Annotated in this window: 24 protein-coding genes and 2 pseudogenes; 15 read left to right on the forward strand and 11 right to left on the reverse strand. The window is 71.7% G+C overall.

What is annotated here, in order from left to right; translation table 11 throughout:
• Positions 1-4: 4 nt before the first annotated feature.
• From OG799_RS07995 to mshC, 5 genes are all read left to right on the forward strand, one after another.
• A complete protein-coding gene (locus tag OG799_RS07995; RefSeq protein WP_406044412.1) occupies positions 5-469 on the forward strand; it encodes a MarR family winged helix-turn-helix transcriptional regulator in 465 nt (154 codons plus the stop codon).
• Between the two features lie 156 nt (positions 470-625).
• A complete protein-coding gene (locus tag OG799_RS08000; protein ID WP_406044413.1) occupies positions 626-1,339 on the forward strand; it encodes a histidine phosphatase family protein in 714 nt (237 codons plus the stop codon).
• Positions 1,340-1,451: 112 nt separating this feature from the next.
• The gene (locus OG799_RS08005) at positions 1,452-2,036 is read left to right on the forward strand and encodes a DUF3090 domain-containing protein (protein ID WP_406044414.1); all 585 of its coding nucleotides are present in this window, start codon (positions 1,452-1,454) and stop codon (positions 2,034-2,036) included.
• Positions 2,033-2,851 carry an SCO1664 family protein gene (locus OG799_RS08010; RefSeq protein ID WP_406044415.1) on the forward strand — a complete coding sequence of 273 codons (819 nt, stop codon included), beginning with the start codon at positions 2,033-2,035 and terminating at the stop codon, positions 2,849-2,851. Before OG799_RS08005 ends, OG799_RS08010 begins: the two co-directional genes overlap by 4 nt.
• A gap of 67 nt (positions 2,852-2,918) precedes the next feature.
• Positions 2,919-4,157 carry a cysteine--1-D-myo-inosityl 2-amino-2-deoxy-alpha-D-glucopyranoside ligase gene (gene mshC / locus OG799_RS08015; protein WP_406044416.1) on the forward strand — a complete coding sequence of 413 codons (1,239 nt, stop codon included), beginning with the start codon at positions 2,919-2,921 and terminating at the stop codon, positions 4,155-4,157.
• 108 nt (positions 4,158-4,265) lie between these two features.
• Here mshC and OG799_RS08020 read toward each other — a convergent pair whose 3' ends face one another.
• Together OG799_RS08020 and OG799_RS08025 are read right to left on the reverse strand one after the other, a co-directional pair.
• Positions 4,266-5,057: a GntR family transcriptional regulator gene (locus OG799_RS08020; protein WP_406044417.1), complete on the reverse strand. Its 792-nt coding sequence runs from the start codon at positions 5,055-5,057 to the stop codon at positions 4,266-4,268.
• Positions 5,058-5,181: 124 nt separating this feature from the next.
• Positions 5,182-6,051 (reverse strand): PAC2 family protein, encoded by an 870-nt coding sequence (locus tag OG799_RS08025; protein ID WP_406044418.1) that lies wholly within the window; start codon positions 6,049-6,051, stop codon positions 5,182-5,184.
• 260 nt (positions 6,052-6,311) lie between these two features.
• On the opposite strand from OG799_RS08025, the gene metH reads away from it, so the two are divergent.
• A complete protein-coding gene (metH, locus tag OG799_RS08030) occupies positions 6,312-9,827 on the forward strand; it encodes a methionine synthase (protein ID WP_406044419.1) in 3,516 nt (1,171 codons plus the stop codon).
• Between the two features lie 508 nt (positions 9,828-10,335).
• Entirely contained in the window at positions 10,336-10,479 is a 144-nt protein-coding gene (locus tag OG799_RS08035; RefSeq protein ID WP_406046529.1) for a hypothetical protein, read from the forward strand.
• Between the two features lie 103 nt (positions 10,480-10,582).
• Here the strand turns inward: OG799_RS08035 and OG799_RS08040 are convergent.
• A pseudogene (locus tag OG799_RS08040) lies at positions 10,583-10,696 on the reverse strand (hypothetical protein); the annotation flags it as partial.
• A 341-nt stretch (positions 10,697-11,037) separates the two neighbouring features.
• Complete coding sequence (gene msrA / locus OG799_RS08045) at positions 11,038-11,556, reverse strand: peptide-methionine (S)-S-oxide reductase MsrA (protein WP_406044420.1); 519 nt, start codon at positions 11,554-11,556, stop codon at positions 11,038-11,040.
• 141 nt (positions 11,557-11,697) lie between these two features.
• Between msrA and OG799_RS08050 the strand changes: the two are divergent.
• Positions 11,698-11,823: pseudogene (locus tag OG799_RS08050) on the forward strand (IS30 family transposase); the annotation flags it as partial.
• A 61-nt stretch (positions 11,824-11,884) separates the two neighbouring features.
• Here the strand turns inward: OG799_RS08050 and katG are convergent.
• Together katG and OG799_RS08060 are read right to left on the reverse strand one after the other, a co-directional pair.
• Positions 11,885-14,140 carry a catalase/peroxidase HPI gene (katG, locus tag OG799_RS08055; RefSeq protein ID WP_406044421.1) on the reverse strand — a complete coding sequence of 752 codons (2,256 nt, stop codon included), beginning with the start codon at positions 14,138-14,140 and terminating at the stop codon, positions 11,885-11,887.
• Entirely contained in the window at positions 14,115-14,549 is a 435-nt protein-coding gene (locus OG799_RS08060) for a Fur family transcriptional regulator (protein ID WP_406044422.1), read from the reverse strand. The genes katG and OG799_RS08060 overlap by 26 nt, the downstream gene beginning before the upstream one ends.
• Before the next feature lie 38 nt (positions 14,550-14,587).
• Here OG799_RS08060 and OG799_RS08065 point away from each other — a divergent pair, with 38 nt between their 5' ends.
• From OG799_RS08065 to OG799_RS08075, 3 genes are all read left to right on the forward strand, one after another.
• The gene (locus OG799_RS08065) at positions 14,588-15,271 is read left to right on the forward strand and encodes a DUF4240 domain-containing protein (protein ID WP_406044423.1); all 684 of its coding nucleotides are present in this window, start codon (positions 14,588-14,590) and stop codon (positions 15,269-15,271) included.
• The gene (gene mug / locus OG799_RS08070; RefSeq protein ID WP_406044424.1) at positions 15,268-15,912 is read left to right on the forward strand and encodes a G/U mismatch-specific DNA glycosylase; all 645 of its coding nucleotides are present in this window, start codon (positions 15,268-15,270) and stop codon (positions 15,910-15,912) included. The genes OG799_RS08065 and mug overlap by 4 nt, the downstream gene beginning before the upstream one ends.
• A gap of 102 nt (positions 15,913-16,014) precedes the next feature.
• On the forward strand, positions 16,015-16,605 hold the full coding sequence (locus tag OG799_RS08075; RefSeq protein ID WP_406044425.1) for a nucleotidyltransferase domain-containing protein: 591 nt from the start codon (positions 16,015-16,017) through the stop codon (positions 16,603-16,605).
• A 45-nt stretch (positions 16,606-16,650) separates the two neighbouring features.
• Here the strand turns inward: OG799_RS08075 and OG799_RS08080 are convergent, their stop codons facing one another.
• The 3 genes from OG799_RS08080 to OG799_RS08090 all read right to left on the reverse strand — a co-directional run bounded on the left by OG799_RS08080 (position 16,651) and on the right by OG799_RS08090 (position 19,217).
• Positions 16,651-17,883: an RNA polymerase sigma factor gene (locus tag OG799_RS08080; protein ID WP_406044426.1), complete on the reverse strand. Its 1,233-nt coding sequence runs from the start codon at positions 17,881-17,883 to the stop codon at positions 16,651-16,653.
• 9 nt (positions 17,884-17,892) lie between these two features.
• Positions 17,893-18,285: a YciI family protein gene (locus OG799_RS08085; RefSeq protein WP_242624497.1), complete on the reverse strand. Its 393-nt coding sequence runs from the start codon at positions 18,283-18,285 to the stop codon at positions 17,893-17,895.
• Between the two features lie 116 nt (positions 18,286-18,401).
• Positions 18,402-19,217: a class I SAM-dependent methyltransferase gene (locus OG799_RS08090; RefSeq protein WP_406044427.1), complete on the reverse strand. Its 816-nt coding sequence runs from the start codon at positions 19,215-19,217 to the stop codon at positions 18,402-18,404.
• A 71-nt stretch (positions 19,218-19,288) separates the two neighbouring features.
• Between OG799_RS08090 and OG799_RS08095 the strand changes: the two genes are divergently transcribed.
• The 4 genes from OG799_RS08095 to OG799_RS08110 all read left to right on the forward strand — a co-directional run bounded on the left by OG799_RS08095 (position 19,289) and on the right by OG799_RS08110 (position 21,553).
• Positions 19,289-19,501, forward strand: a complete 213-nt coding sequence (locus OG799_RS08095; RefSeq protein ID WP_406044428.1) for a hypothetical protein — start codon at positions 19,289-19,291, stop codon at positions 19,499-19,501.
• 66 nt (positions 19,502-19,567) lie between these two features.
• A complete protein-coding gene (locus OG799_RS08100) occupies positions 19,568-19,780 on the forward strand; it encodes a hypothetical protein (RefSeq protein WP_406044429.1) in 213 nt (70 codons plus the stop codon).
• Between the two features lie 249 nt (positions 19,781-20,029).
• Positions 20,030-20,779 carry a neutral zinc metallopeptidase gene (locus OG799_RS08105; protein ID WP_406044430.1) on the forward strand — a complete coding sequence of 250 codons (750 nt, stop codon included), beginning with the start codon at positions 20,030-20,032 and terminating at the stop codon, positions 20,777-20,779.
• A gap of 126 nt (positions 20,780-20,905) precedes the next feature.
• Positions 20,906-21,553 (forward strand): HAD family hydrolase, encoded by a 648-nt coding sequence (locus OG799_RS08110; RefSeq protein WP_406044431.1) that lies wholly within the window; start codon positions 20,906-20,908, stop codon positions 21,551-21,553.
• A 53-nt stretch (positions 21,554-21,606) separates the two neighbouring features.
• On the opposite strand, the gene OG799_RS08115 is transcribed toward OG799_RS08110, so the two are convergent.
• Together OG799_RS08115 and OG799_RS08120 are read right to left on the reverse strand one after the other, a co-directional pair.
• Complete coding sequence (locus OG799_RS08115; protein WP_406044432.1) at positions 21,607-24,162, reverse strand: ABC transporter permease; 2,556 nt, start codon at positions 24,160-24,162, stop codon at positions 21,607-21,609.
• The gene (locus OG799_RS08120) at positions 24,162-24,929 is read right to left on the reverse strand and encodes an ABC transporter ATP-binding protein (RefSeq protein ID WP_406044433.1); all 768 of its coding nucleotides are present in this window, start codon (positions 24,927-24,929) and stop codon (positions 24,162-24,164) included. The genes OG799_RS08115 and OG799_RS08120 overlap by 1 nt, the downstream gene beginning before the upstream one ends.
• Positions 24,930-25,201 lie beyond the last annotated feature (272 nt).

Consider the following 25,201-nt stretch of genomic DNA (forward strand, 5'->3'; position numbering starts at 1 on the left):
TGGCATGTCCCGGACGTCCCGAGAACCCCTGCAACCCCTCAGCCCCGAGGAGGAGTTGCTGGTCCGCTCCCTCGGTCGGGTGATGTATGTCCTGCCCCGCACGATCGACGCCGACATGGTGGGGGACGGTCAACTGCCCCTTACCGAATACACGGCCCTGATGCACCTGTCGGAGGCGCCCGGGCAGCACCTGCGGATGAGCGAACTCGCGGGGGCGTGCCAGCTCTCGCTCAGCGGCATGACCCGCACCATCGTCCGGCTGGAGACGGCGGGCCTGGTCGAGCGGGTCAAGTGCGAGGAGGACGCGCGCGGCTGGAACGCCGTCCTGACCGACGCCGGTTTCGCCCGGTTGGAGGAGTCCTGGCCGAGTCATCTGGCCAGCGTGCGGCGGCGGTTCCTGGATCACTTCGAGGGCTTCGACCTGCTCGAGTTGGCCCGCGCGTTCCAGCGGATCGGGACGGCGGACTGAGCCAGACCGTGGTCACGCGGCGGCGGCCTGCCCGCGTCACCGGAACGGACGGTGCGGGCACACCCGAAGCAGCCACGGTCGAAAGAAGCGGTCAACACCGAGGGCGCGGCGGCGCGAAAGCGACCGCAACGGCGCACCCGGGCCGGACGCCCTAGGGTGGTGACCGTGGCGACCCTTCTCCTTCTGCGACACGGCCGGACCACCGCGAACGCCGACGGCGGCCTGGCCGGCCGGCAGCCGGTGGAGCTGGACGAGACGGGTCGCGTCCAGGCCACGGCGGTCGGGGAGCGGCTGCGCGGCCTTCCCCTCGCGGCGGTGGTGACCAGCCCGCTGATCCGCTGCCGGCAGACCCTCGATCTGGCCCTGCCGGAGGCGGAGCCGGTGGTGGAGGAGGGGCTGATCGAGTGCGGGTACGGCAGTTGGGAGGGGCAGCCGCTGAAGAAGCTGGCCAAGGAGCCGCTCTGGCCGGTGGTGCAGCAGCACCCGAGCGCCGCCGTCTTCCCGGAGGGGGAGTCGATGGCCGCGATGTCAGCGCGGGCGGTCGCGGCGGTGCGGTCCTGGGACGCCCGGATCAGCGCCGAGCACGGGCCGGAGGCGGTCTGGTTGGCGTGCAGCCACGGTGATGTGATCAAGGCCATCGTGGCGGACGCGCTGGGCGTACATCTGGATCTTTTCCAGCGGATCGTGGCGGACCCGGCGTCGGTGACGGCGATCCGGTACACGCCGTTGCGCCCGTTCCTGGTCCGGCTCAACGACACCGGTGGGGACCTGGCCGCGCTGGTTCCGCCGCCGCCTAAGCGGCGTCGGCGGGCCACCAGGGCGGTCGACTCGGACGCCGCGGTGGGCGGTGGCGCGGGGGCGGCCCGGTGAGCCGCGCCGCCACGCCCGGGACAACGCCGCGCCGCTTCCGGCGTTTCGCCCTGGGCGGAACCACCCTCGGTGCGGTGCGCGACGCCTCCACCCGCCGGATAGGGTCGTGGGTATGACCCACCAGGTGCACGCCTTCGAGCCGCCCGAGCGGTTCGTCGCCGGGACCGTCGGCCCGCCGGGGGAGCGCACGTTCTTCCTCCAGGCGCGTGGCGGTGGCCGGCTGGTCAGCGTCGCGCTGGAGAAGGTCCAGGTGTCCCTGCTCGCCGAGAAGCTCGAGGAGCTGCTCTCCGAGGCGCAGCGCCGCTTCGGCGTGGAGCTGCCGGAGGCGCCGGCGGCCGTCGGCGACAACGACCCGCTGGACACCCCGGTCGACGAGGAGTTCCGGGTCGGCACCCTGGGCCTGGCCTTCGACGTGGACACCGCCACCGTGGTGATCGAGGCGATCGCCGTCGGTGAGGCGGAGGCCGAGGTCGAGCTGGGCGACGTGGAGGACGACGAGGACTCCGACGAGGAGCCGGAGGAGCCGGACGAGGACCTCGACCGGCTCCGGGTGCGGCTGACCCCCGAGGCGACCCGCGAGTTCATCGAGCGGGCCCGCCGCGTGGTCAACGCCGGCCGTCCGCCCTGCCCCCTCTGCGGTCAGCCGCTGGACCCGGCCGGCCACCTCTGCCCGCGCCACAACGGTTATCACCGGTGACCTCGTCGGAACTCCAGCCCCGACAGGACGGCGTCGCGACACTGCGGCTGCTCACCGAGGGTGAGCTCGACCTGGAGGGGCGGCTGGTCGACGCCTCCAACACCACCCTGCGCGGCATCCTCACCCTGGACGGCCTGACGGCCCGCTGCGTCTACAAGCCGGTGCGCGGCGAGCGCCCGCTCTGGGACTTCCCGGACGGCACGCTCGCCGGCCGCGAGGTCGCCGCCTACCTGGTCTCCCGGGCCACCGGTTGGGATCTCGTGCCGCCGACGGTGCTGCGGGACGGCCCGTTCGGTCCGGGCTCCTGCCAGCTGTGGATCGACGAGCCGGAGCCCGCCGAGCCACTGGTCGGGTTTGTGCCCGCGGACGCCGTGCCGCCGCGTTGGTTCCCGGTCGCCGCGGCCCGCGACGACGACGGCGTCGCGTACGCCCTGGCGCACGCCGACGACCCCCGGTTGGCCCGCCTCGCCGTCCTCGACGCGGTGCTCAACAACGCCGACCGTAAGGGCGGCCACGTGCTGGTCGGGCTGGAGGACCGGATCTACGGCGTGGACCACGGGGTGTGTTTCCATGTCGAGGAGAAGCTGCGCACGGTGCTGTGGGGCTGGGCCGGCGGGCAGTTGCCGCCGGACGCGGTGGAGATGCTCGACACGCTGGCCGGTCAGGTCGCCGGGCCGCTCGGCGAAGAGCTGGTTGAGCATCTGACGATCAGCGAGGTCGCCGAGTTGGCCGGCCGCGTCGACCGGCTGCGGGAGACCGGGCGGTTCCCGCTGCCGCCGGAGGAGTGGCCGGCGATGCCCTGGCCGCCCATGTGAGCCGTTGTCGCGATGATCACCCCCGGGGCGGCCTCGGGCGCCTGGGCGGCTCGTTAGGCTGACGGTCATGGAGTCTTGGGCGGGACACGAGGTGCCACGGCTGCCGGGCGAGGGCGTGCCACTGAACTTGTACGACTCGGCGCGGCAGGGCGTCGAGGTCAGCCAACCCGCCGACACCGGCTCGATGTACGTCTGCGGCATCACCCCGTACGACGCCACCCACCTGGGGCACGCCGCCACCATGATCACGTTCGACCTGGTGCAGCGGATGTGGCGGGACGCCGGGGTGACCGTGCGGTACGTGCAGAACGTCACCGACATCGACGATCCGCTGCTGGAGCGCGCCAACCGCGACGGCGAGGACTGGAAGGTCCTGGCGATGCGGGAGACGGCGCTGTTCCGGGAGGACATGGAGGCGCTGCGGATCATTCCGCCGGCGCACTACGTCGGCGCGGTCGAGTCGATTCCGGACATCGCCGAGAAGGTCCTCGTGCTGCTCAAGGACGGCGCCGCGTACCGGCTGGAAGACGGCACCGGCGACGTCTACTTCGACGTCAGCGCCGCCCCCCGGTTCGGTTACGAGTCGAACCTGACCCGCGAGCAGATGCTGGAGATCTTCCCCGAGCGCGGCGGCGACCCGGACCGGGCCGGCAAGCGGGACCCGCTCGACCCGCTGCTGTGGCGGGGCGCCCGGGAGGGCGAGCCGTCCTGGCCCGGCGGCGACCTGGGCGCCGGCCGCCCCGGCTGGCACATCGAGTGCGCGGTGATCGCGCTGAACCTGCTCGGTGACCGGATCGACGTGCAGGGCGGCGGCAACGACCTGCTCTTCCCGCACCACGAGTGCTCCGCGGCGCACGCCGAACGGCTCACCGGCCAGGCGCCGTTCGCCGACCACTACGTGCACGCCGGCATGATCGGCCTGGACGGCGAGAAGATGTCGAAGTCCAAGGGCAACCTGGTCTTCGTGTCCCGGCTGCGGGCCGACAGGGTCGACCCGATGGCGGTCCGGCTGGCCCTGATCAGCGGCCACTACCGCGCCGACCGGTCCTGGACGGACGACCTGCTGACCGCCGCGCAGGAGCGCCTGGCGCGCTGGCGCCGGGCCGCCGCGGTCCCCGCCGGGCCGTCCGGGGCCGCGCTCCTGGCCGGGGTACGCGCCCGTCTCGCCGACGACCTGGACACCCCGGGTGCCCTCGCGGTCGCCGACGAGTGGGCCACCCAGGCCCTCGCCGGCGTCGCCGACGACGCGGACGCCCCCGCCCTATTCGCCGACACGGTGGACGCCCTCCTCGGCATCCGTCTCTGACCGACGGCCCCGCCCCAGCACCGCGTCGATCTTGCACTTCGGGTCGCGGCCCTGCGGCTTTCGCCCCAGATGCCGGGGCACAAACTGCAAGATCGCGGGGGTGGGGGGTTAGCCGAGGACGAGGCCGGGGTCCGGGTCCGAGTCCGGGGTGGGGGCGGGGATTCTGTACTCCTCGGTGAGGGTGGTCATCGGGCCGGGCCAGGTGGCCTGGGCAACCTCGATCGGCTTGCGGTGCGCGTCGTAGGCGACGTGCAGCAGGTGCAGCACCGGGGTGTCGGGGCGGATCTGCAGGGTCTCCGCCTCCTCCCGGCTGGGCTGCCTGGCGCTGATCGTGTCGGTCGCGGTGGCGTACCGGCGGCCGGTGGCCTCCTCGGCCTGCTGGTAGAGCGGCCGGCCGAACGCCTCGGCCCGCTCCAGGGAGGTGCCGGCGGTGTCGGTGAGCAGGAACCAGGACGCGCCGACCTCGACGGGTGACTCGTCGGTGCGGACCAGGTGCCGCCGGCAGAGCAGTTCGGTGCCGTCGGAGACCCCGAACGCGTCGGCCACCTCCGGCGGGGCGGGGGCGCGGCCGACGGAGACGAGCTGCTGCTTGTACCGGGCGGCCAGGTCGGTGTGGTAGCCGCGGAAGCCGCCGTACCGGCCCCGGGCGAGCCGGTTCAGCCGGCGCCGAGTGCCGCGGACGTACGTACCGGAGCCGGGTTTGGTGATCAGGACGCCCTCGACCCGCAGCTGGTCGACGGCGCGCTGCACGGTCTGCTTGGCGACGCCGAACATCTCGGCGATGGCCGGGATGGACGGCAGGCGCTCGCCGGGCGCCCAGTCGCCGCGGCGGACCTGGGCCTTGAGCTGCGCGGCGATCTGCCGGTGCGGAAACTCGGCCGCGCCCGGGTTGATCTGCATGCCCGCCTCCTCATGACAGCTAGGTTCCTAGGATGCCCCAGCGGGTGTGAGGGCGCCACCCCGGACACGCGAAACGGGCCCCGGACGACGACGTCCGGGGCCCGGCGATCTGACGGGGGAGGAGCTACCAGGAGCCGGCGGTCGGGCCGGCGGAACCGCCGCGGCGGCGCAGGTACTTCTCGAACTCCTGGGCGATCTCGTCCCCGGTCAGCGGGGTGATGCCGGCGTCGCCGACCCGCTCCTCCAATTCGCGGACGTACTCGCCCAGCTCGGCGTCCTGCTCGGCGGCGCTGCGCACCCGCTGTTCCCACTCGGCCGCCTCCTCGGCCAGGTCGGTCATCGGCACCGGCAGGTCGAGCACCTCCTCGACCCGGTGCAGCAGCGCGAGGGTCGCCTTGGGGCAGGGCGGGTTGTTCGCGTAGTGCGGCACGTGCACCCAGAACGACACGGCGTCGACCTCGGCGCGGCTGCAGGCGTCATGCAGCACCCCGACGATGCCGGTCGGCCCGTCGTAGCGGGTGGGGGTGAGCTGGTAGCGCTGGGCGGCCTCGGCATCGGACGCGCTCCCGCTGATCGGCAGCGGCCGGGTGTACGGCACGTCGGCCAGCAGGGCCCCGAGCAGCACCACCCGTTCGACCTCCAGGCTGTGGCAGATCTCCAGCACCTGCTCGCAGAAGGTGCGCCACCGCATGCTCGGCTCGATGCCCCGGATCAGCACCACGTCCCGCTCGGTGCCCTCCGGGCTGGCCACCATGAAGCGCGTGGTCGGCCACTCCACCCGGCGGGTCTCGCCCTCGGCCATGGTGATGGTCGGCCGGCTCACCTGGAAGTCGTAGAAGTCCTCCGGGTCCAGCTCGGTCACCTGTCGGGCCTGCCAGACCTGCTCCAGGTGCTCCACCGCGGCGGTGGAGGCGTCCGCGGCGTCGTTCCAGCCCTCGAAGGCCGCGATGGCGACCGGGGACCGCAGCACCGGCAGCCCGTCGAACTCGGTCACGCCGTCACCTCGCCCTGCTTGTCGGGAGCGGCTTCGGGCCGCTGCCCCGAAATCCGCCCGCCGGGCACGCTGGCGTCCCTGATGTCCTTCACGTCCGCCAGCCTACGTGCCGGCGGGGGATGCGGCCCGCCGGCCGCGCCGGTCATGGTCCGGACCAGCCGCGCCAAGCGGGCAAACCGGACGCGGTGATCCCGCTGACAGTATGTGGGAAGGCGAGCGTGGCTCGACCAGGGCCCGAGACGTCGCATTAACCTGGCTCTGTGCGGACTTCGTTGCTGGATGTGCTCGCGGACCGGATCCTCATCGCCGACGGGGCGATGGGGACGATGCTCCAGGCGGCCGACCTGACCCTCGACGACTTCGAGGGCCTGGAGGGCTGCAACGAGATCCTCAATGTCAGCCGGCCGGACGTCGTACGGGGGGTGCACGACGCCTACCTGGCGGCCGGCGCGGACTGCGTCGAGACCAACACCTTCGGCGCGAACCTCGCCAACCTCGCCGAGTACGACATCCCACACCGGATCCGGGAGCTGTCCGAGGCGGGCGCGCGGATCGCCCGGGAGGCCGCCGACGCGTACGCGACTCCCGATCGGCCCCGGTTCGTGTTCGGTTCGATCGGCCCCGGCACCAAGCTGCCCACCCTCGGGCACACCGCGTACGCGACGCTGCGCGACGCGTACCAGGAGAACGCCGCGGGTCTGATCGCCGGCGGGGCCGACGCCCTGATCGTAGAGACCTGCCAGGACCTGCTGCAGGTCAAGGCGGCCGTGGTCGGCTCGCACCGGGCGATGGCCGAGCTCGACCGCAAGGTCCCGCTGATCTGCCACGTCGCCGTGGAGACCACCGGCACCATGCTGGTCGGCAGCGAGATCGGGGCGGCGCTGGCGGCGATCGAGCCGCTCGGGGTGGACCTGATCGGGCTGAACTGCTCGACCGGCCCGGCCGAGATGGGCGAGCACCTGCGCTACCTGTCCCAGCACTCCCGCATCCCGCTGTCGGTGATGCCGAACGCGGGCCTGCCGGTGCTGACCGCCGACGGGGCGTACTTCCCGCTGACCCCGGTGGAGCTGGCCGACGCCCTGGAGCGGTTCGTCACCGACTACGGTGTCTCCCTGGTCGGTGGCTGCTGCGGCACCACCCCGGAGCACATCCGGGTGCTGGCCGAGCGCCTGCACGGCGTCAGCCCGGCGCCGCGCGAGCCGCGGCACGAGGCGGGCGTCTCGTCGATCTACCACCCGGTGCCGTTCGCCCAGGACGCCTCGGTGCTGATGGTGGGGGAGCGGACCAACGCCAACGGCTCCAAGGCGTTCCGGGAGGCCATGCTGGCCGCCGACTGGCAGGCGTGCGTGGAGATCGCCCGCAGTCAGGCCCGGGACGGCTCGCACCTGTTGGACCTCTGCGTCGACTACGTCGGCCGGGACGGCACGCAGGACATGCGGGAGCTCGCCGGCCGGTTCGCCACCGCCTCCACCCTGCCGATCATGCTGGACTCGACCGAGCCGGCGGTGGTCGAGGCCGGGCTGGAGATGCTGGGTGGGCGGTGCGTGGTCAACTCGGTGAACTTCGAGGACGGCGACGGGCCCGGGTCGCGCTACGCCCGCGTGATGCCGGTGGTCGCCGAGCACGGCGCCGCGGTGGTCGCGCTGCTCATCGACGAGGAGGGCCAGGCCCGCACCAGGGACTGGAAGGTACGCGTCGCGAGCCGGCTGATCGACGACCTGACCGGCCGGTGGGGGATGGACCGCTCGGACATCCTGATCGACGCGCTGACGTTCCCGATCGCCACCGGTCAGGAGGAGACCCGCCGGGACGGCATCGAGACCATCGAGGCGATCCGGGAGATCGCCGCCCGGTACCCGGGGGTCAACTTCACCCTGGGCATCTCCAACGTCTCCTTCGGCCTCAACCCGGCCGCGCGGCAGGTGCTCAACTCGGTCTTCCTGCACGAGTGCGTGCAGGCCGGGCTGACCTCGGCGATCGTGCACGCCAGCAAGATCCTGCCGATGTCGAAGATCCCCGACGCCCAGCGCGAGGCCGCCCTCGACCTGGTCTACGACCGCCGCCGCGAGGGCTACGACCCGGTGCAGCGGTTCATCGAGATCTTCGAGGGCGTGGACGCCGCGTCGGCGCGGGCCACCCGGGCCGAGGAGTTGGCCGCGCTGCCGCTGGACGAGCGGCTCAAGCGCCGGATCGTCGACGGCGAGCGCAACGGCCTGGAGGCCGACCTGGACGCCGCGATGGCCGGCGGCCGGTCGCCGCTGTCCATCATCAACGACCTGCTCCTGGACGGCATGAAGGTGGTCGGCGAGCTGTTCGGCTCCGGCCAGATGCAGCTGCCGTTCGTGCTCCAGTCCGCCGAGGTGATGAAGACCGCGGTGGCCTACCTGGAGCCGCACATGGAGACCGTCGACGACGGCGGCAAGGGGCGCATCGTGCTCGCCACCGTCCGCGGCGACGTGCACGACATCGGCAAGAATCTGGTCGACATCATCCTGTCCAACAACGGCTACGAGGTCGTCAACATCGGCATCAAGCAGCCGATCAACGCGATCCTCGACGCCGCCGAGCAGCACCGCGCCGACGCCATCGGCATGTCCGGGCTGCTGGTCAAGAGCACGGTCATCATGAAGGAGAACCTGGCCGAGATGGCCAGTCGCGGGGTCGCGGAGCGCTGGCCGGTCCTGCTCGGTGGGGCGGCACTCACCCGGGCGTACGTCGAGGACGACCTGCGGTCGATGTTCCCCGGCCAGGTGCACTACGCGCGCGACGCGTTCGAGGGGCTGTCCCTGATGGACCGGGTGATGACGGCCAAGCGTGGCGGCGCCCCGATGGTCGACCCGGAGCGGGAGGCCGCCCTGGCCGCGCGGCGGGCCCGCCGGGAGCGGCAGCGGGCGATGGTCAGCGAGGCGCTGCCCGAGCTGGACGACGCCACGGTCCGCTCCGACGTGACCACCGACGTGGCGGTGCCCACCCCGCCGTTCTTCGGCACCCGCGTGGTGAAGGGGGTGCCGCTGGCCGACTACGCGGCGCTGCTCGACGAGCGGGCCACCTTCCTCGGCCAGTGGGGGCTGCGCGGCGCCCGCGGCGGCACCGGCCCGTCGTACGAGGAGCTGGTGGAGACCGAGGGCCGGCCGCGGCTGCGGTACTGGCTGGACCGGCTGATCGCCGACCAGATCCTCGAGGCGGCCGTGGTCTACGGCTACTTCCCGGCGTACGCCGAGGGCAACGACCTGGTGGTGCTGGACGAGAACGGTAACGCCGAACGGGCCCGGTTCTCCTTCCCCCGGCAGCGGCAGGAGCGGCGGCTCTGCCTGGCCGACTTCTTCCGGCCCAAGGGTGATGAGCTGGACGTGGTGGCGTTGCAGCTGGTCACCGTCGGCCAGCCGATCAGCGAGTACACCGCGAAGATGTTCGCCGGCAACGAGTACCGCGACTACCTGGAGGTGCACGGCCTGTCGGTGCAGCTCACCGAGGCGCTGGCCGAGTACTGGCACCGGCGGATCCGCGCCGAGCTGACCCTGCCGGGCGGGCGTACCGTCGCCGACGACGACCCGGCGGACCTGGCCGGCCTGCTGCGCACCGACTACCGCGGCTGCCGGTACGCGTTCGGGTACCCGGCCTGTCCGGACCTGGAGGACCGGGCGAAGATCGTGGAGCTGCTGGGCGCGGAGCGGATCGGGGTGCAGCTGTCCGAGGAGTTCCAGCTGGTGCCGGAGCAGGCCACCGACGCGATCGTGGTGCACCACCCGGAGGCGAACTACTTCAACGCCAAGTAGTCACGAGATGCCCTCCGACCGGGACTTTGTGTCGCTCCGAGTGCCGTAAGAGTGTGGCCGAGCAGTTCGGCGGAGCCGAGTGGCTCGGAGTTGAGCCACTCGGCCCCGCCGAGCGAGGGCATGTGGAGACGTTCGAGCACGGTGATCTAGCGAAGCGACCTGAACCCGGCGCGAACCTCTGCTGAAAGGAGTTGTGGCTGTTCCCAGGCCGCGAAGTGCCCGCCCTTGTCGACCTTGTTGTAGTGGATGAGATTGGGATACGCCTGCTCTGCCCAGCTCTTCGGGCCCGGTAGAGCTCGTCAGGAAAGACGCTCACGGCAACGGGGACGGATGGGGATACGCCCTTGGCGGCGAAGAAGGAGAGCTTGTTCTCCGCATAGAGACGAGACGCGGAAACCCCCGTGTTCGTCAGCCAGAAGAGCGTGATGTTGTCGAGGACATCGTCTCGCGTAAGGCCTTCGGACTGCCCGGCAAAGACCCGGGAGATCAGCTCCAGGCTAGCCGCGTCATGGTCGAGCAGAAAGGCGGCCAAACCGACGGGCGAATCCGCCAATCCGGTCAGCGTCTGCGGGCGCGTCGCCATCATGAGGCCATAGGCGACGTGCTTCCATACGAAGGCCGGCTGCTCGCACGCGCGCTTTTCCTCGGCTGAGAGATTGGACGGCAGCTTGCCGAGTGCGCTGTTCGCTCCGGTGATGTCGGGTCGTCGCCAACTGCACGCCCTGCGACTGATCTGGGACGGTCTCCTTTTCCGGCCAGCGCGTGGCCGCGATGCGCGCACGGAGCGCCTTGAGTTCCGCCTCGGGGATCTCTATCGTGAACGGTCGGATCTCTGTGGCGCGCGGTGGCGCTTCTGTCTTGACAGCCATGTGGGCCTCCGTTCGGGTTCGAGCTCATTGGAAATCGAGCGGGGCTTTCTGCCCTCTACCGCGGCAAACGGCATGCTGCGGCTCCTGTCCCGCGAGGGGCATCTTTCGGTGAGGGCGCTGCCCGGACTTGTGCCCGGTCGGCAGAGGCACGCCACCCCATCTGTCCAAGCGTAGAAGTCCTTTCCCCGGGTCGCGGGCATACGAGCAATCCCGCATGGCCTTGCACGACGGGCCGGGCCCGCGCGAGTCATGGGCCCGAACAGCACCTGGCCCGGCGTCCGCACCCGGCGTGCCCGTGGGTCACTGAGTTGGTGAGATAGGCACCCTCCCGGGCTGGAGCACTAACTGGCGTTCTCCCCGCGACGGGGAAGCTTCCAGTCCGGCCGGACGTAGTGGCACGTGTAACCCGCGGGATACCGCTCCAAATAGTCCTGGTGTTCGGGCTCGGCCTCCCAGAAGGGGCCGGCGGGGCTGACCTCGGTGACCACCTTGCCTGGCCACAGGCCAGAGGCGTCGACGTCGGCGATCGTGTCTTCTGCGACCTGCCGCTGCTGGTCGTTGGTATAGAAGATGGCTGACCGGTAGCTGGTTCCTATATCGCCGCCTTGGCGATTCTTCGTTGTCGGATCGTGCACCTGGAAGAAGAACTCGAGAAGCTCTCGGTAGGATAGTTTCTCGGGGTCGAAGACGATCTCGATCGCCTCGGCGTGGGAACCATGGTTCCGGTAAGTTGCGTTCGGCACGTCTCCGCCGCTGTATCCGACCCTGGTGGCGAGCACGCCAGCGCGTTTCCGGATGAGGTCCTGCATTCCCCAGAAGCAGCCGCCGGCCAGGATCGCCTTCTCAGTCGTGTCGCTCATCCCTTCGCTCCCTCTGGGTGCTCATACACTCTCCGGTATCCGCCATGGTCTTCACGCTCGAGGTTCCAACGGGCCTCCACACGCGCCGCGAACGCGTACCCCGCCTGCGGTCGACCAACCGCGATCTCAGCAGAAGTCTGCTTGTCGGTCCACACCCACGACCACCTCGACGCGGTCGCCGCCGAACTCAACGGCCGCCCACGCAAAACGCTCGGCTGGGACACCCCAGCCGAGCGCTTCGCTACTCTTCTCGACACCAACCACTAGCAGCAGTGTTGCGACGACCCCTGGAATCCGCCGTCCTCTCGGTGACCGGGGTCCTTTCGCATCAATCGAGGCCGAACCGGTCCAGGTTCATGACCTTGACCCACGCGGCGACGAAGTCTTGGACGAACTTCTCCTGCGCGTCGTCACTGGCGTAGACCTCCGCGATGCCTCGGAGCTGGGAGTTCGAACCGAAGACGAGGTCAACGGCGGTGGCGGTCCACGTGACCTCGCCCGTGGCGCGATCCCGACCCTCGAACACGTTCTCGGCGGAGGCGGACGCCTTCCAGTCCGTGCCGATGTCGAGCAGGTTCACGAAGAAGTCGTTCGTCAGCGTCCCGGGTCGGTCGGTGAGGACGCCGTGTCGTGCTTGCCGCACGTTGGCGTTCAGGGCCCGCATGCCGCCGATCAGGACGGTCATCTCGGGAGCCGTCAGCGTCAACAGGTTGGCCCGGTCCAGCAGCAGGGTCTCCGGCGACAGCTTCTCTCCGGCTCGCAGGTAGTTGCGGAACCCGTCGGCCTTCGGCTCGAGCACGGCGAACGACTCCACGTCGGTCTGTTCCTGGGAGGCGTCCGTGCGCCCCGGTGCGAACGGGACCGTGACGTCATGCCCGGCGTTCCTGGCCGCTTGCTCGACGGCCGCGCAGCCGCCCAGGACGATCAGGTCAGCAAGCGAGACCTTCTTTCCACCGGACTGTGACTCGTTGAATTCCTGCTGGATCCGCTCCAGGGTCTGCAGCACCGCGGCGAGCTCGGTCGGGTCGTTGACCTCCCAGTTCTTCTGCGGCTCGAGGCGGATCCGCGCCCCGTTGGCCCCACCACGCATGTCGGTGCCGCGGAAGCTGGCCGCCGACGCCCAAGCGGTCAAGGCCAGCTGGGAGATGGACAGTCCCGATGCGAGGAACCTGTCCTTGAGGGCAGCGATGTCCTCGTCCGCGATCAGCTCGTGATCGACGGCCGGGACGGGGTCCTGCCACAGTTGCGGCTCCGGGATCCACGGGCCGAGATAGCGCGAGACGGGTCCCATGTCGCGGTGCAACAGCTTGTACCACGCCTTGGCGAACGCCTCCGCGAACTGGTCCGGGTTCTCCAGGAAACGCCGCGAAATCGGCTCGTAGATCGGGTCCACGCGCAGCGCGAGGTCCGTCGTCAACATCATCGGGGCATGCCTGACCGACGGGTCGTGCGCGTCGGGTACGGCGTTCGCCGCCGCGGCGTCCTTCGGCTTCCACTGCTTCGCGCCGGCAGGGCTCTCGGCCAGCTCCCACTCGTACCCGAACAGCGTCTCGAAGAAGCTGTTGTCCCAGGTGATCGGGGTGGGCGTCCACGCCCCCTCGAGCCCGCTGGTGATCGCGTCCTTGCCCTTGCCGCTGCCGAAGGTGCTCCTCCAGCCAAGGCCCTGATGGTCGACGGGGCAGCCCTCGGGCTCGGGGCCGACCAAGCTGGCGTCGCCCGCACCGTGGGTCTTGCCGAACGTGTGGCCGCCGGCGATGAGCGCGACTGTCTCCTCGTCATTCATCGCCATGCGACGGAAGGTTTCCCGGATGTCACGCGCGGAAGCCAACGGATCCGGCTTGCCGTTCGGGCCCTCCGGGTTCACGTAGATCAGGCCCATCTGCACGGCACCGAAAGGACCGGTGAGCTCCCTGTCACCGCTGTAGCGCTCGTCTCCGAGCCAGGTGTCCTCAGGCCCCCAGAAGATCTCCTCGGGCTCCCAGATGTCCTCTCGTCCGAAGCCGAAGCCGAAGGTCTTGAAGCCCATCGACTCCAGGGCAACGTTGCCGGCGAAGACCAGGAGGTCGGCCCAGGAGATCTTCCGGCCGTACTTCTGCTTGACCGGCCACAGCAACCGGCGCGCCTTGTCGAGGTTCGCGTTGTCGGGCCAACTGTTGAGAGGGGCGAAGCGCTGGGCGCCGTCGCCGCCACCGCCACGGCCGTCTTCGATGCGGTACGTGCCGGCGGAGTGCCAGCTCATCCGGATGAAGAGCGGCCCGTAGTGGCCGTAGTCGGCCGGCCACCAGTCCTGCGACGTCGTCATCACGTCGAGGACGTCCTGCTTGAGCTCCTCGACGTCGAGGGTCTTGAACTCCTCGGCGTAGTCGAAGTCCTCGCCCATCGGATTGGCCCGCGGCGAGTGCTGGTGGAGAACCTGCAGGTTCAGCTGATTCGGCCACCAGTCCTGGTTCGTCCTGGGTCGAGTCCGCTTCTGAGTGGGGGATGGGATTACAGGGTTTTCACTCTCGCTGCCGCGATCAGACACGTCGGTCCTTCTCCCGTCTTGATTTCTTGTTCTATCAACTGTTTGCTGCTGCCGTGACACACTCGGGACATATGCCCCAGTAGGTGACCTCGGCCTCGTCGACCGAGAAGCCCTGGTCGTCGGACGCGGTCAGGCAGGGAGCCTCGCCGACGGCGCAGTCGACGTCGGCGATAGAACCGCACGACCGGCACACGACGTGGTGGTGGTTGTCCCCGACCCGCGCCTCGTAGCGAGCTACTGATCCGGCGGGCTGGATGCGCCGCACCAGCCCCGCAGCGGTCAGCGCATGCAGCACGTCGTACACGGCCTGCTGGGACACCTCGGGGAGTTCCCTACGTACGGCACCGAAGATCGAGACGGTGTCGGCGTGCGGATGGGCGTGCACCGCGGTCAGCACCGCCAGCCGCGGCCGGGTCACGCGGAGGGTGGCCCCGCGCAGCACACGCTCGAAGTCCGAGGTCGTGGGCACGCTGCGCAGTATTCTCCACTTTCTTGAATGCATCAAGAATGCGACGCCGCGTGGCGCCATGGTCGTGGCTGAGCTGCGCGAACGCCAGTGCTGCGCCTGCTCCAGGGCGTCGCCAGGCCCTCGCGGTCCGCCAGGCCAGTTTCGAGGACTTCCGGATGTGGCTGATCGGGCTGGGCCGCGACGCGTTCGAGCGTGTGGTGCAGGAGCCGGACCGGCTGGCCGAGCTGCCAGAGGTTCAGCGGCTGTCCGGGCGGGACAGCGGCGACTGGTCCGAGCAGGAGTGGCCGGCCTGGGAGATGTTGACCCCGCCGAGGTGGCCCGTCGCCTGCCGCGGCTCGCCACGCTGTTTCCGATGTCGGTTGATCGTTCTGGGGCCGGAGCAGCCGGACGGTCGAACCGGGCCCCTGCGAGCGGAGCGTCACTCAGTCGGCCGCGATGATCGGCTCGGCCCAGGCTGCGTGGCCGAACTCCCGGCTCCAGGAGCGTCGTCCGATTTCCCGGCCGGAGCATCGTGCCGGGCTGATCCGGTGTCGCCAGGTCCCAGCGGAACGGCACCCTCACGTCGACCGACTCATGCACGGCCGGGACTGTGCCAACCAGCTCGGCCACGCGACGGCGACCGTGTGGAGCGTGTGCGGCGGGTGGCGGCGGTCGGTCTCGGGCCGTGCGATCGCCGGAACCCGTGGCGGCGTCCCGGTCGTACGGCAGGATCGATGGAGTGAACGCGGACGGCCTCGCTCAGGGTCCGCCGCCGGATCCCGCGCCGACGGCGGCACCGTTCCGGCGACCGACGCGGGCGGAGGTGGCCGCAGCGGTCGGCCGAGGGCTGGTCGACGTGATCGGTCCCGGGCTGACCGTGCTGTTCTGCGGGTTCAACCCGGGTCTCTACTCGGCTGCCGTGGGGGAGCACTTCGCGCGGCGGGGCAGCCGATTCTGGCCGGCCCTGCACCGCTCCGGTTTCACCGACCGGGAGCTGCGACCGTGGGAGCGCGACGAGATGCTGCGCCAGGGCATCGGCATCACCAGCCTGAGCAACCGGGCCACCGCGCGGGCCGACGAGCTGACGGCGGCGGAGCTGGTGGCCGGGGTGGAGCGCCTGGCGGCCAAGGCCGAGCGGTACGCGCCGCGCTGGGTGGCGATCCTCGGCGTGACCGCGTACCGGATTGCCTTTCAGCGACCCGGAGCCGCGCTCGGCCCGCAGCCGGACCGACTGGGCCCGGCCCGGGTGTGGGTGCTGCCCAATCCCAGTGGGCTGAATGCGCACTTCCCGCTGCCGGCGTTGACCGCCGAGTTCGCCGCGCTGCACCGCGAGGCGGCGCGGTCGTGGTTCAACGCCGAGTCACACCCGGCTGGGGATCTGTGACACCTGGGCGGCGACAAATCGTGCCAGTGGCGCTAGGCCAGGGTGGTGGGGAGACCGCGTCGCCAGCTCGGCACGGCGCGATCCGGCGCGTACGGTCGGTGGGTGGCTCCTAAGCTCGACGCATGGGATCCGTGGCACCCGACGGTGATTGCGGAACGGCTGGCGGGGCGCGACGTGCCCTGGTACGTCGCCGGGGGCTGGGCGCTCGACCTGTTCCACGGGCGACGGACCCGCGACCACGAGGACACCGAGATCGCCGTGCCCGCCGACCGGTTCGCCGAGGTGGTGGCGTGCTTCCCGGACTGCGATTTCCACGTCGCCGGGGGTGGCCGGGTCGTACCGCCGTCGCGGGATGCGCTGCGGACCCACCACCAGACCTGGGCGTGCCAGCGCGGCGCGGCGGTGTGGCGGTTCGACGTGTTCCGCGAGCCGCACGACGGCGACACCTGGATCTGTCGCCGCGACCCGCGGATCCGCCGACCGTACGCGGAGCTCATCCGGCGCGACCCGGGCGGCATCCCCTACCTCCGCCCGGAGGTGGTCCTGCTGTTCAAGGCAAAGGCCGTACGGGACAAGGACCGGGTGGACTTCGACGCGACGGTGCTGCTGCTCTCCGCCGACGAGCGCCGGTGGCTGGACGGGGCCCTGGCGCTGGCCCACCCGAACCATCCGTGGCGGGACCGGCTGCGCTGACCGCCGATCCCGTGGCTGCGGTGGGGGACCGGGAAAGCCCGACAGTCAGCCGAGGCGGGCCGCCCGGGCGTGCAGGTAGCGCTGCTGGGGTGGGTTCGGCGACCGACGCGCCGCGGTCAGGTACGCCTCCCGTGCCACCGCCGGCTCACCGGCCAGCTCCAGCAGGTGCGCCCGGGCCGCGTGCCGCCTCGGGTCGTCGGCGATCCGCCGGTCGGCGGACAGCCCGTCGAGCAGCGCCAGGCCGGCCCGGGGTCCGCGGGCCATGGCCACCGCCACGGCGTGGTTCAGCCGGACCACCGGGTTGTCGGCGATCTCCAGCAGCAGCTCGTACAACGCGACGATCTGCGGCCAGTCGGTCGCGTCCATGCTCGGCGCCTCGTCATGCAGGGCGGCGACGGCCGCCTGGAGCTGGTACGGGCCGACCGCGCCCCGGGGCAGCGCGCGGCTGACCAAGGCGACTCCCTCGGCGATCTGCTCACGCCGCCAGCGCCCGCGGTCCTGTTCGGCCATCGGCACCAGCTCGCCGCCCTGGCCGGTCCGGGCGGGGGTACGGGCGTCGGTGAGCAGCATCAGCGCCAGCAGCCCGGCCGCCTCGGGGTCGTCGGTCAACTCGTGCAGCATCCGGGCCAGCCGGATCGCCTCGGCGCACAGGTCGGCGCGGTGCAGCTGCGGCCCCGACGTGCTGGCGTATCCCTCGTTGAAGATCAGGTACAGCACGTGCAGGACGGCGTCCAGGCGGGCGGCCCGGTCTGCCCCGACGGGCGGCGCGAACGGCAGCCCGCTGTCCCGGATGCGCTGCTTGGCCCGGGTGATCCGGCGGGTCATGGTCGCCTCCGGCACCAGGAACGCCCGGGCCACCTCGGCCGTGCTCAGGCCGCCGACCGCGCGCAGGGTGAGCGCGATCTGCCCCGCCGGCGGGAGCGACGGGTGGCAGCAGAGGAAGAGCAGGATCAGGGTGTCGTCGGCGTCGGCCGGCGCGCTGTCCGCGGCCGGGGCGAGCCACCGGTCGGGCGGCAGTCGGCGGGCCACGGTGTCCTCGTGGCGGCGGCGGGCCTGCTCGGCGCGGAGCAGGTCGGTCAGCCGGCGGGAGGCGACCGTGATCAGCCAGGCCTTCGGGTCGTCGGGGCGGCCGTCGACCGGCCAGCGGGTGGCGGCGGCGAGCAGTGCCTCCTGGGTGGCGTCCTCGGCGGTGTCGAAGTGTCCGTACCGGCGCACGAGGGCGCCGAGGACCTGCGGCGCCAGTCGGCGCAGCAGGTCCTCGACGGCGTCACCGGGCACGACGACGACTCACCCGTCGAGATCCTCGATGCCCTCGGCAACCGGCCGCACGTCCACGTATTCGCCGTCGGCGTCCGGGTTGACGAAGCGGGCGGCGATCTGAGTGGCCCGGTCGAAACTGGCACAGTCGACGACCGTGAACCCGGCCAGCACCTCCTGGGTCTCCGGATACGGCCCGTCGGTCACCACCGGGGCTCCGTGACGCAACTGCACCCGCCGGGCGTGCACGGGAGCGGTCAGGCCGCGGCCGTCGACGAGTTCGCCGGACTCGGCGAGCTCCTTGTGGACGGACTCCATGTGCGCGTGCATGGCCGCGACCTGCTCGGCCGACATCGGCGGCTTCCCGCCCGGCCGGCCGGCCATCGCGTCGTAGTCCTGCTGCGACCCGTACAGCATGATCATGTACTTCACGGTCTCTCCTCTCGGCCGGCGCCCCGTCGGGCGCCGTCACTGAGACGTCGGAGCCGAGGAGCCGTCCCGGACATCCACCGCCACCGGATCCCGAGAGTAGGCGGGAATCAGGCCGCCCGAGCGCAGGCCAGCAGCGCGGCGGCGGGCAGCGCGAGTTGCCCGTCGGTGTCGCGGTAGCGGGCGCTGAGCAGGTCGTACTGCTGGCGGATCCGCTCGCGCACCGCCGTGGGCTGCCGTTGCAGCGCCAGGCCGATCGTCCCGATGCCGTTCGCGGGGCCGTCCCACCAGGCCTCCGGGTCGGCGCGGTGCTCCCAGGACAGGGTCAGGCACCGCACGTCGGTTAGGCCGGCCGCCGCCAACAGGCCGGTCAGGCCGTCCTCGGTACGGGGGAAGTCGTGCTCCGGCGCCAGGCGGGGCAGGTCCGCCGGCGTCTCGACGCCGGCGGCGGCGACCGCCTCGCCCCAGAGCCGCTGCAGCGGTGGCTGCGGAGTCGGCCAGATGGTGACCGCCACCTGTCCGCCGGGTCGCACCAGCCGGCGCAGCTCGGCCACGGCGGCGGCCGGGTCCGCTACGTGGTTGAGCACGAAGTTGGCGACCGCCGCGTCGAAATCGCCGGCCGGGAATGGCAGGTGGGGCAGGACGGCTTCGTGGAGCTCCGCGCCCGGAGCGTTGCGCCGGGCCGCGTCCAGCATGTCCGGTTCCGCGTCGACCGCCACCACCTCGGCGCCGCGCTGCAGCGCCCGCGCCGCGACGGTGCCCGGCCCGGTGCCGACGTCGATCACCCGCCGTCCGGCCCGCACCCCCGCCGCGTCCAGCAGCGCCTCCACCGGGTACGCGCAGAGCCGGCCGAAACTACGCTCGTACGCCGCCGCCCGCCCCGCCCACCGGGACCGCTCGTGCGCGTCGAAGTCTGTGACGATCATGGACGGTAGCGTAGTCGTGCCCCGCCTGGCCGCCGCCCCACGACGTGCGTGTGGGTCCTACCGTGCAGGGCATGCTGACGACTCTGGTGGTGCTCGCCGTGGTGGCCGCGGTCTTCGCGGCCGGGTACGGCTTCGTGACCTGGCGTGACCGGGCCCGCCATGCCTCCGGCGAGGAGTCCGCCGCCGCCCGGGACGCCCGCGCCCGGCAGCAGCGGTACGAGGCGGAACGGCACGGGGCGCAGGGCGAGGTGCGGCACCGCGACCGCGATCAGTCCCCCTTCTGACCCGAGCACCGGAGCGGCGTGGCCGGCCGCCCCCCATCGGGTGCACGACCGTCCTACCGTTCGGGCATGAGGACTTTCGTGGTGGTGCTCGCGGTCTTCGCCCTGCTCGTCGCGGCGGCCGTCGCGTACGTCGGCTGGCGGGACCGGCGGAGGCTGAGCTCCGACGACGACCCGGAGGTCGTCCGGGCCGCCCGGGCCGAGGGGCACCGTCGAGAGGCCGAGCGGCAGCACGCGCAGAGCGACGGCTGGAACCGCGGTGGCCACGGCTTCACCGGCTGACCCGTGGCGGACACTCGGGCCGCTCCGGGCGACCGCCGGGGTGCCCGCGGCGTCGGCCCGGTTCATCAAGCGATGCCTGCCCCGCCCGCGGTCAGGGCGTCCCGCCAGGACTTCATGCGCCCGGCCGCGAAGCCGCTCACCACTGCCGCCACCTGAACGATCGCCGGCGGTGCTGCGTGCTCACGGATGGGCATCAACCGCGCGCGGTCGGGGTACTGCGCAGGCACAGCACGAGGCCGGGGAGGAACCGTGGGGGACAGCGCTGGACGTCGGCGATCGGGCCTGTTCGCCGGCCTGCTGGTGGCGGTGGTGGTGGCGGCCGGCTGCATGGCCGGCGGGCTCGACCAGGGCGAGCCGCAGCAGCCGGGCCCGCAGCAGTCCCGGCTGCCCGACTCGCCGGGCGCCCGGACCACCCGCGCCGACGGCACCACCAGCGTCGCCGAGTTCAAGCAGGACTTCAGCGACGCGGTCGGCAGCGCCGAGGACTACTGGACCGCCCAGTTCCAGGCCTCCGGCAAGCGGTTCCAGCCGGTCCGGCGGGTGGTGCCCTACACCCGGGAGGGGGAGGTCTCCTGCGGCGGGCAGGCGCTGCCGCGCAACAACGCCGTCTACTGCTCGGCCGGGGACTTCATCGCCTACGACGTCAACTGGTCGGTCGGGGCGTTCCGGCAGATCGGCGACGCGTTCCTGTTCTACCTGCTCGGCCACGAGTACGCCCACGGCGTGCAGGTCCGCCTCGGCATCCGCTACAACTTCACCATCCAGCAGGAGCTGCAGGCCGACTGCATGGCCGGCGCGTACATCGGCGACTCGGTCCGCAACGACCGGCTCACCCTCCAGGACGGCGATCTGGACGAACTCCGGGAGGGGCTGCTCGCGGTCGGCGACGACCCGGGCCAGCCATGGTTCGCCGAGGGCGCGCACGGCACCGCCGAGCAGCGCACCGACTCGTTCTTCCGCGGCTACGAGAATGCCCTGGACGCCTGTGGGCTGGGCTGACCGCGGCGATGCCGCAGGTCACGCCCGGCCGACGCGACGCACGGCGGACCCGGCCCGGCTGAGAGGATCGGCGGGTACGTCCGCACCCGTCAGGAGGCTCCGCTGAGCAGCAACCATCCCGCCGCCGTGCTCTTCGACATGGACGGCACCCTGGTCGACAGCGAGAAGCTGTGGGACGTCGCGTTGCAGGAACTCGCGGCGGTCTACGGGGGCAGCATGTCCGACGCAGCCCGCAAGTCGATCATCGGCACCAGCATGGCCGACTCGATGCGGATCCTGCACGACGACCTCGGCCAGCCGGAGCGCGACCCACAGGCCAGCGCCGCCTGGATCAACGCCCGCATCCTGGAGCTGTTCCGCACCGGCCTGCGCTGGCGACCGGGCGCGATGGCGCTGCTGCGGGCGGTCCGCGCGGCGGGCATCCCGACCGCCCTGGTGACTTCCAGCGGCCGGCCGCTGGTCGAGGTCGCCCTCGACACGCTGGGCCGGGACAGCTTCGACGCGGTGGTGTGCGGCGACGAGGTGGACGCGGCCAAACCGCACCCGGAGCCGTACCTGACCGCCGCCCGGCTGCTCGGCGTGCCGATCGGGCGTTGCGTGGCGATCGAGGACTCGCGGACGGGGGTGGCCAGTGCCCTCGCCGCCGGGGCCGCCGTGCTGGCCGTACCGGCGGAGCTGCCGCTGCCGCCGATCGACGGCGTACACCAGCTGGAGAGCCTGACCGCGGCGGACCTGGAGCTGCTGGCGGCGCTGCTCGGCGAACCGCCGGCCTGACCGACGACGCCAGCAGGGGCCCCGCCGACCGGCGGGGCCCCTGCTGTCACCTGTCAGTCGTGGGCGATGGCGCCCAGCACGTTGATCCGCGCGGCCCGCACCGCGGGCAGCACCGCGGCGATCACGCCGATGATCGCGGCCAGGGCGAGGAAGACACCCATCTGGCCCCACGGCAGGATCAGGTCGGTGATCCCCTCGTCCTTGAGCGCCCGGACCACCGCGGCGCCCAGGCCGGTGCCGACCGCCACGCCGAGCAACGCCCCGAAGATCGAGATCACCACCGCCTCGACGGTGATCATGCGCATGGTCTGCGCCCGCCGCAGCCCGATCGCCCGCAGCAGCCCCAGCTCCCGGGTTCGCTCCAGCACCGACAGGGCCAGGGTGTTGATGATGCCCAGCACCGCGATCACGATGGCCAGCGCCAGCAGGATCTGGATCATGCGCAGCGGCGTGTCCAGCTGGCTGGTCTGCTGCTTGATGAACGCGTCCCGGTCCGCCACCGACACCTCCGGGCTGTCGGCGAGCAGGGTCTCCACCCGCGGCTGCACGTCGGCGACCTTGGCGCCGGGCGCGAGCTGCACGAAGCCCTGGATCGGCTGCGGGATGGCGAAGTCGGCGGCCGCCTGCGGCGGCAGCACCACCGGGTTGGTCAGCTGCGAGCTCTCGTAGATGCCGCTGACCGTGTACGTGCGGGCCTCGCCCCGGGACAGTTGCACCGTCACCTGGGAGCCGACCGACACGTTGCGCGACTTGGCGGTGTCCGAGCTGAACAGCATCTGGTCAGGGCCGAGCCGGCTGATGTCACCGGCGGTGGCCTCCGCGCCGAAGATCCGCTGCAACGAGGCGACGTTGCTCGACGCCGCCACCCAGGTACGGGTGCCGTTGACCGTGCCCATGTCGCCGTACTCGCCGTCGACCAGCTGCACGCCCGGGATCGCCGCCGCCTTCTCCAGCACCGCCGGGTCGAAGCTCGCCGGGCGCGGCCCGCTCTGCGCCCCGGAGATGACCAGCTCGGCCTTGATGGTGTCCGCGGCCACCTTGCTGATGCTGCCCTTGGCCGAGTCGAGGATCACGGTCACGCCGGTCACCAGGGCGATGCCGACCATCAGCGCGGCCGCCGTGATCGCGGTGCGGCGCGGGTTGCGGCCGGAGTTGAGCCGGCCGAGCTTGCCCGGCACCGACCAGGCGAAGATCGCCCCGAGCAGGGAGACGACCGGCCGGCTGATCAGCGGGGTCAGCAGCGCCACCCCGATGAAGGCGAAGAGCACGCCGCCGAGGATGGTGGCCAGGGTGTTGTCGCCGGCGTGGCCGTTCAGGCCGAGGAACAGCAGCACGCCGCCGATCCCGGTGACGATCCCGCCGGCCACGGTGACCTTGGTCAGCGGACGGTCCGGGGTGGCCACGTCCTGCATCGCCGCGATCGGCGGGATCCGGGACGCCCGCAGCGCCGGCAGCAGGGCCGCCACCACGGTGATCACCAGGCCGACGCCGAAGGCGCCGATCACCGCAGCCGGCGGCACGCCGAGCCCGGCCAGGCTCAGCCCGCCGGCCAGCTTCCCGAACAGGTACGCCAGCAGCGCGCCGACGCCGATGCCGGCGGCCAGCCCCAGCACGGAGGCGATCAGGCCGACCACGATGGCCTCCAGCACCACCGAGCCGATGACCTGCCGCCCGCTCGCCCCGATGGCCCGCATCAGGGCCAGCTCCCGGGTGCGCTGGGCGACGATGATCGAGAAGGTGTTGAGGATCAGGAACGTGCCGACCAGCAGCGCCACCGCCGCGAAGCCGAGCAGCACCTTGTTGAAGAAGGAGAGCGCTTCCTTCAGGCTGGCCGCCTGGTCGGCGGCGGCCTGCTTGCCGGTCTTCACCTCGTAGCCGGTGCCCAGGGCGGCCGACACGTCGTCGCGCAGCCGCTCGGCCGACACGCCGTCCGCTGCCTTCACGGTGACGTTGGTGAAGGCGTCCGACTTGCCGAGCATCAACTTCTGCGCCACCGGGGTGGTGAAGACGACCTCGTTCACCCCACCCATCGAGTCCCGGCCACCGCTGTAGCCGAAGACACCGACGATGGTGAACTCCTTCTTCGGCTCCAGGGTGAGCACGCCGACTCGGTCGCCGACCTTGACCTTCGCCGCGTCCGCGAGGGCCTGGTTGATGACGATCTCGTCGTCGGCCCGGGGTTCCCGTCCGCCGGCGCGGAGCTCGAGCAGGTCGTCCTCACCGACCCAGTTCTCGCCCAGCTGCGGCGGCCCGAACGAGGTCACCACCTTGCCGTTGCTGCCGATCAGCCGGGCGCCGTCGGCGTTGACCAGGCCCTTGACCTCGGCCGCGCCGGGCACCTTCGCCTTCACCTGGTCGACCACGGACGCCGGCACCGGCGCGGGCACCTGCTCGCCCTCGGCCTCGCTCAGCGCGACCTTCGGCTTGCCGGAGACGATGACGTCGATGTGCGAGTACCCGTCGGCGAAGACCGCGTCGAACGACCGGCCCAGGGTGTCGGTGAGCACGAAGGCGCCGGAGACGAACATGACGCCCAGCACGACCGCCAGGCCGGACAGCAGGAGGCGCACCTTGCGCGCCAGCAGGCTCTTCCACGTGGCGCGGAACATCAGCGCGCCACCTCGGCGGGGGCGTCGAGCTTCTTCATGGTGTCCAGCACCGTGTCCGCGGTTGGCTCGATCAGCTCGGAGACGATCTGCCCGTCGGCGAGGAAGATCACCCGGTCGCTGTACGCGGCGGCGGTCGGGTCGTGGGTGACCATCACGATGGTCTGGCCGTGCTCGCGTACCGAGTTGCGCAGGAAGTTCAGCACCTCGGCGCCGGAGCGGGAGTCCAGGTTGCCGGTCGGCTCGTCGGCGAAGATCACCTCGGGGCGGGCGACCAGGGCCCGCGCGCAGGCCACCCGCTGCTGCTGGCCGCCGGAGAGCTGCGCCGGCCGGTGCCCCAGCCGGTCCCGCAGGCCGACCGTGTCGATCACCGTGTCGTACCAGGCCGGGTCCGGCTTGCGGCCGGCGATCGACATCGGCAGCAGGATGTTCTCCTGCGCGGTGAGCGTGGGCAGCAGGTTGAACTGCTGGAAGATGAAGCCGACCTTGTCCCGGCGCAGCTTGGTCAGCCCGGAGTCGCCGAGCCCGGTCACCGTCGTGTCCCCGATCGACACGGTGCCCTTGGTGACCGAGTCCAGGCCCGCCAGGCAGTGCATCAGGGTCGACTTGCCGGAGCCGGACGGGCCCATGATCGCGGTGAACCGGCCGCGTTCGAACTCCGCGGTCACCCCCCGCAACGCGGCGACCTGCGCCTCGCCGCTGCCGTACACCTTCCACACCTCGTTGGCCCGGGCCGCGGCCTGCGCCTGCGGACCCACCGTCGCGGTCACGTCATCTACCTCTTCCGTATGCCTGCTGTTTCCGCACCGCCCCCGCTGGCCGGTGCGGCAGTTTCCATCCTCGGCCCGGTCGCTGGAGGATCCGTCCACCCCCGGACGTATCCGGTGCCGGAGATCTTGCTGCGGGTCGGCCCCGATCCCGACTCAGGGTTGCCCCTGACCCGACCGGCGTCGACCGGTTTCCCGCACCTTTCCCGCACCGCCGCGACGTCGTCGTCGACGCCCGACGCTAGGACCTCACGTCGCGTCATGGTCAACCCCGC

This window comes from Micromonospora sp. NBC_00898, assembly GCF_045207895.1.
Taxonomy (GTDB): domain Bacteria; phylum Actinomycetota; class Actinomycetes; order Mycobacteriales; family Micromonosporaceae; genus Micromonospora.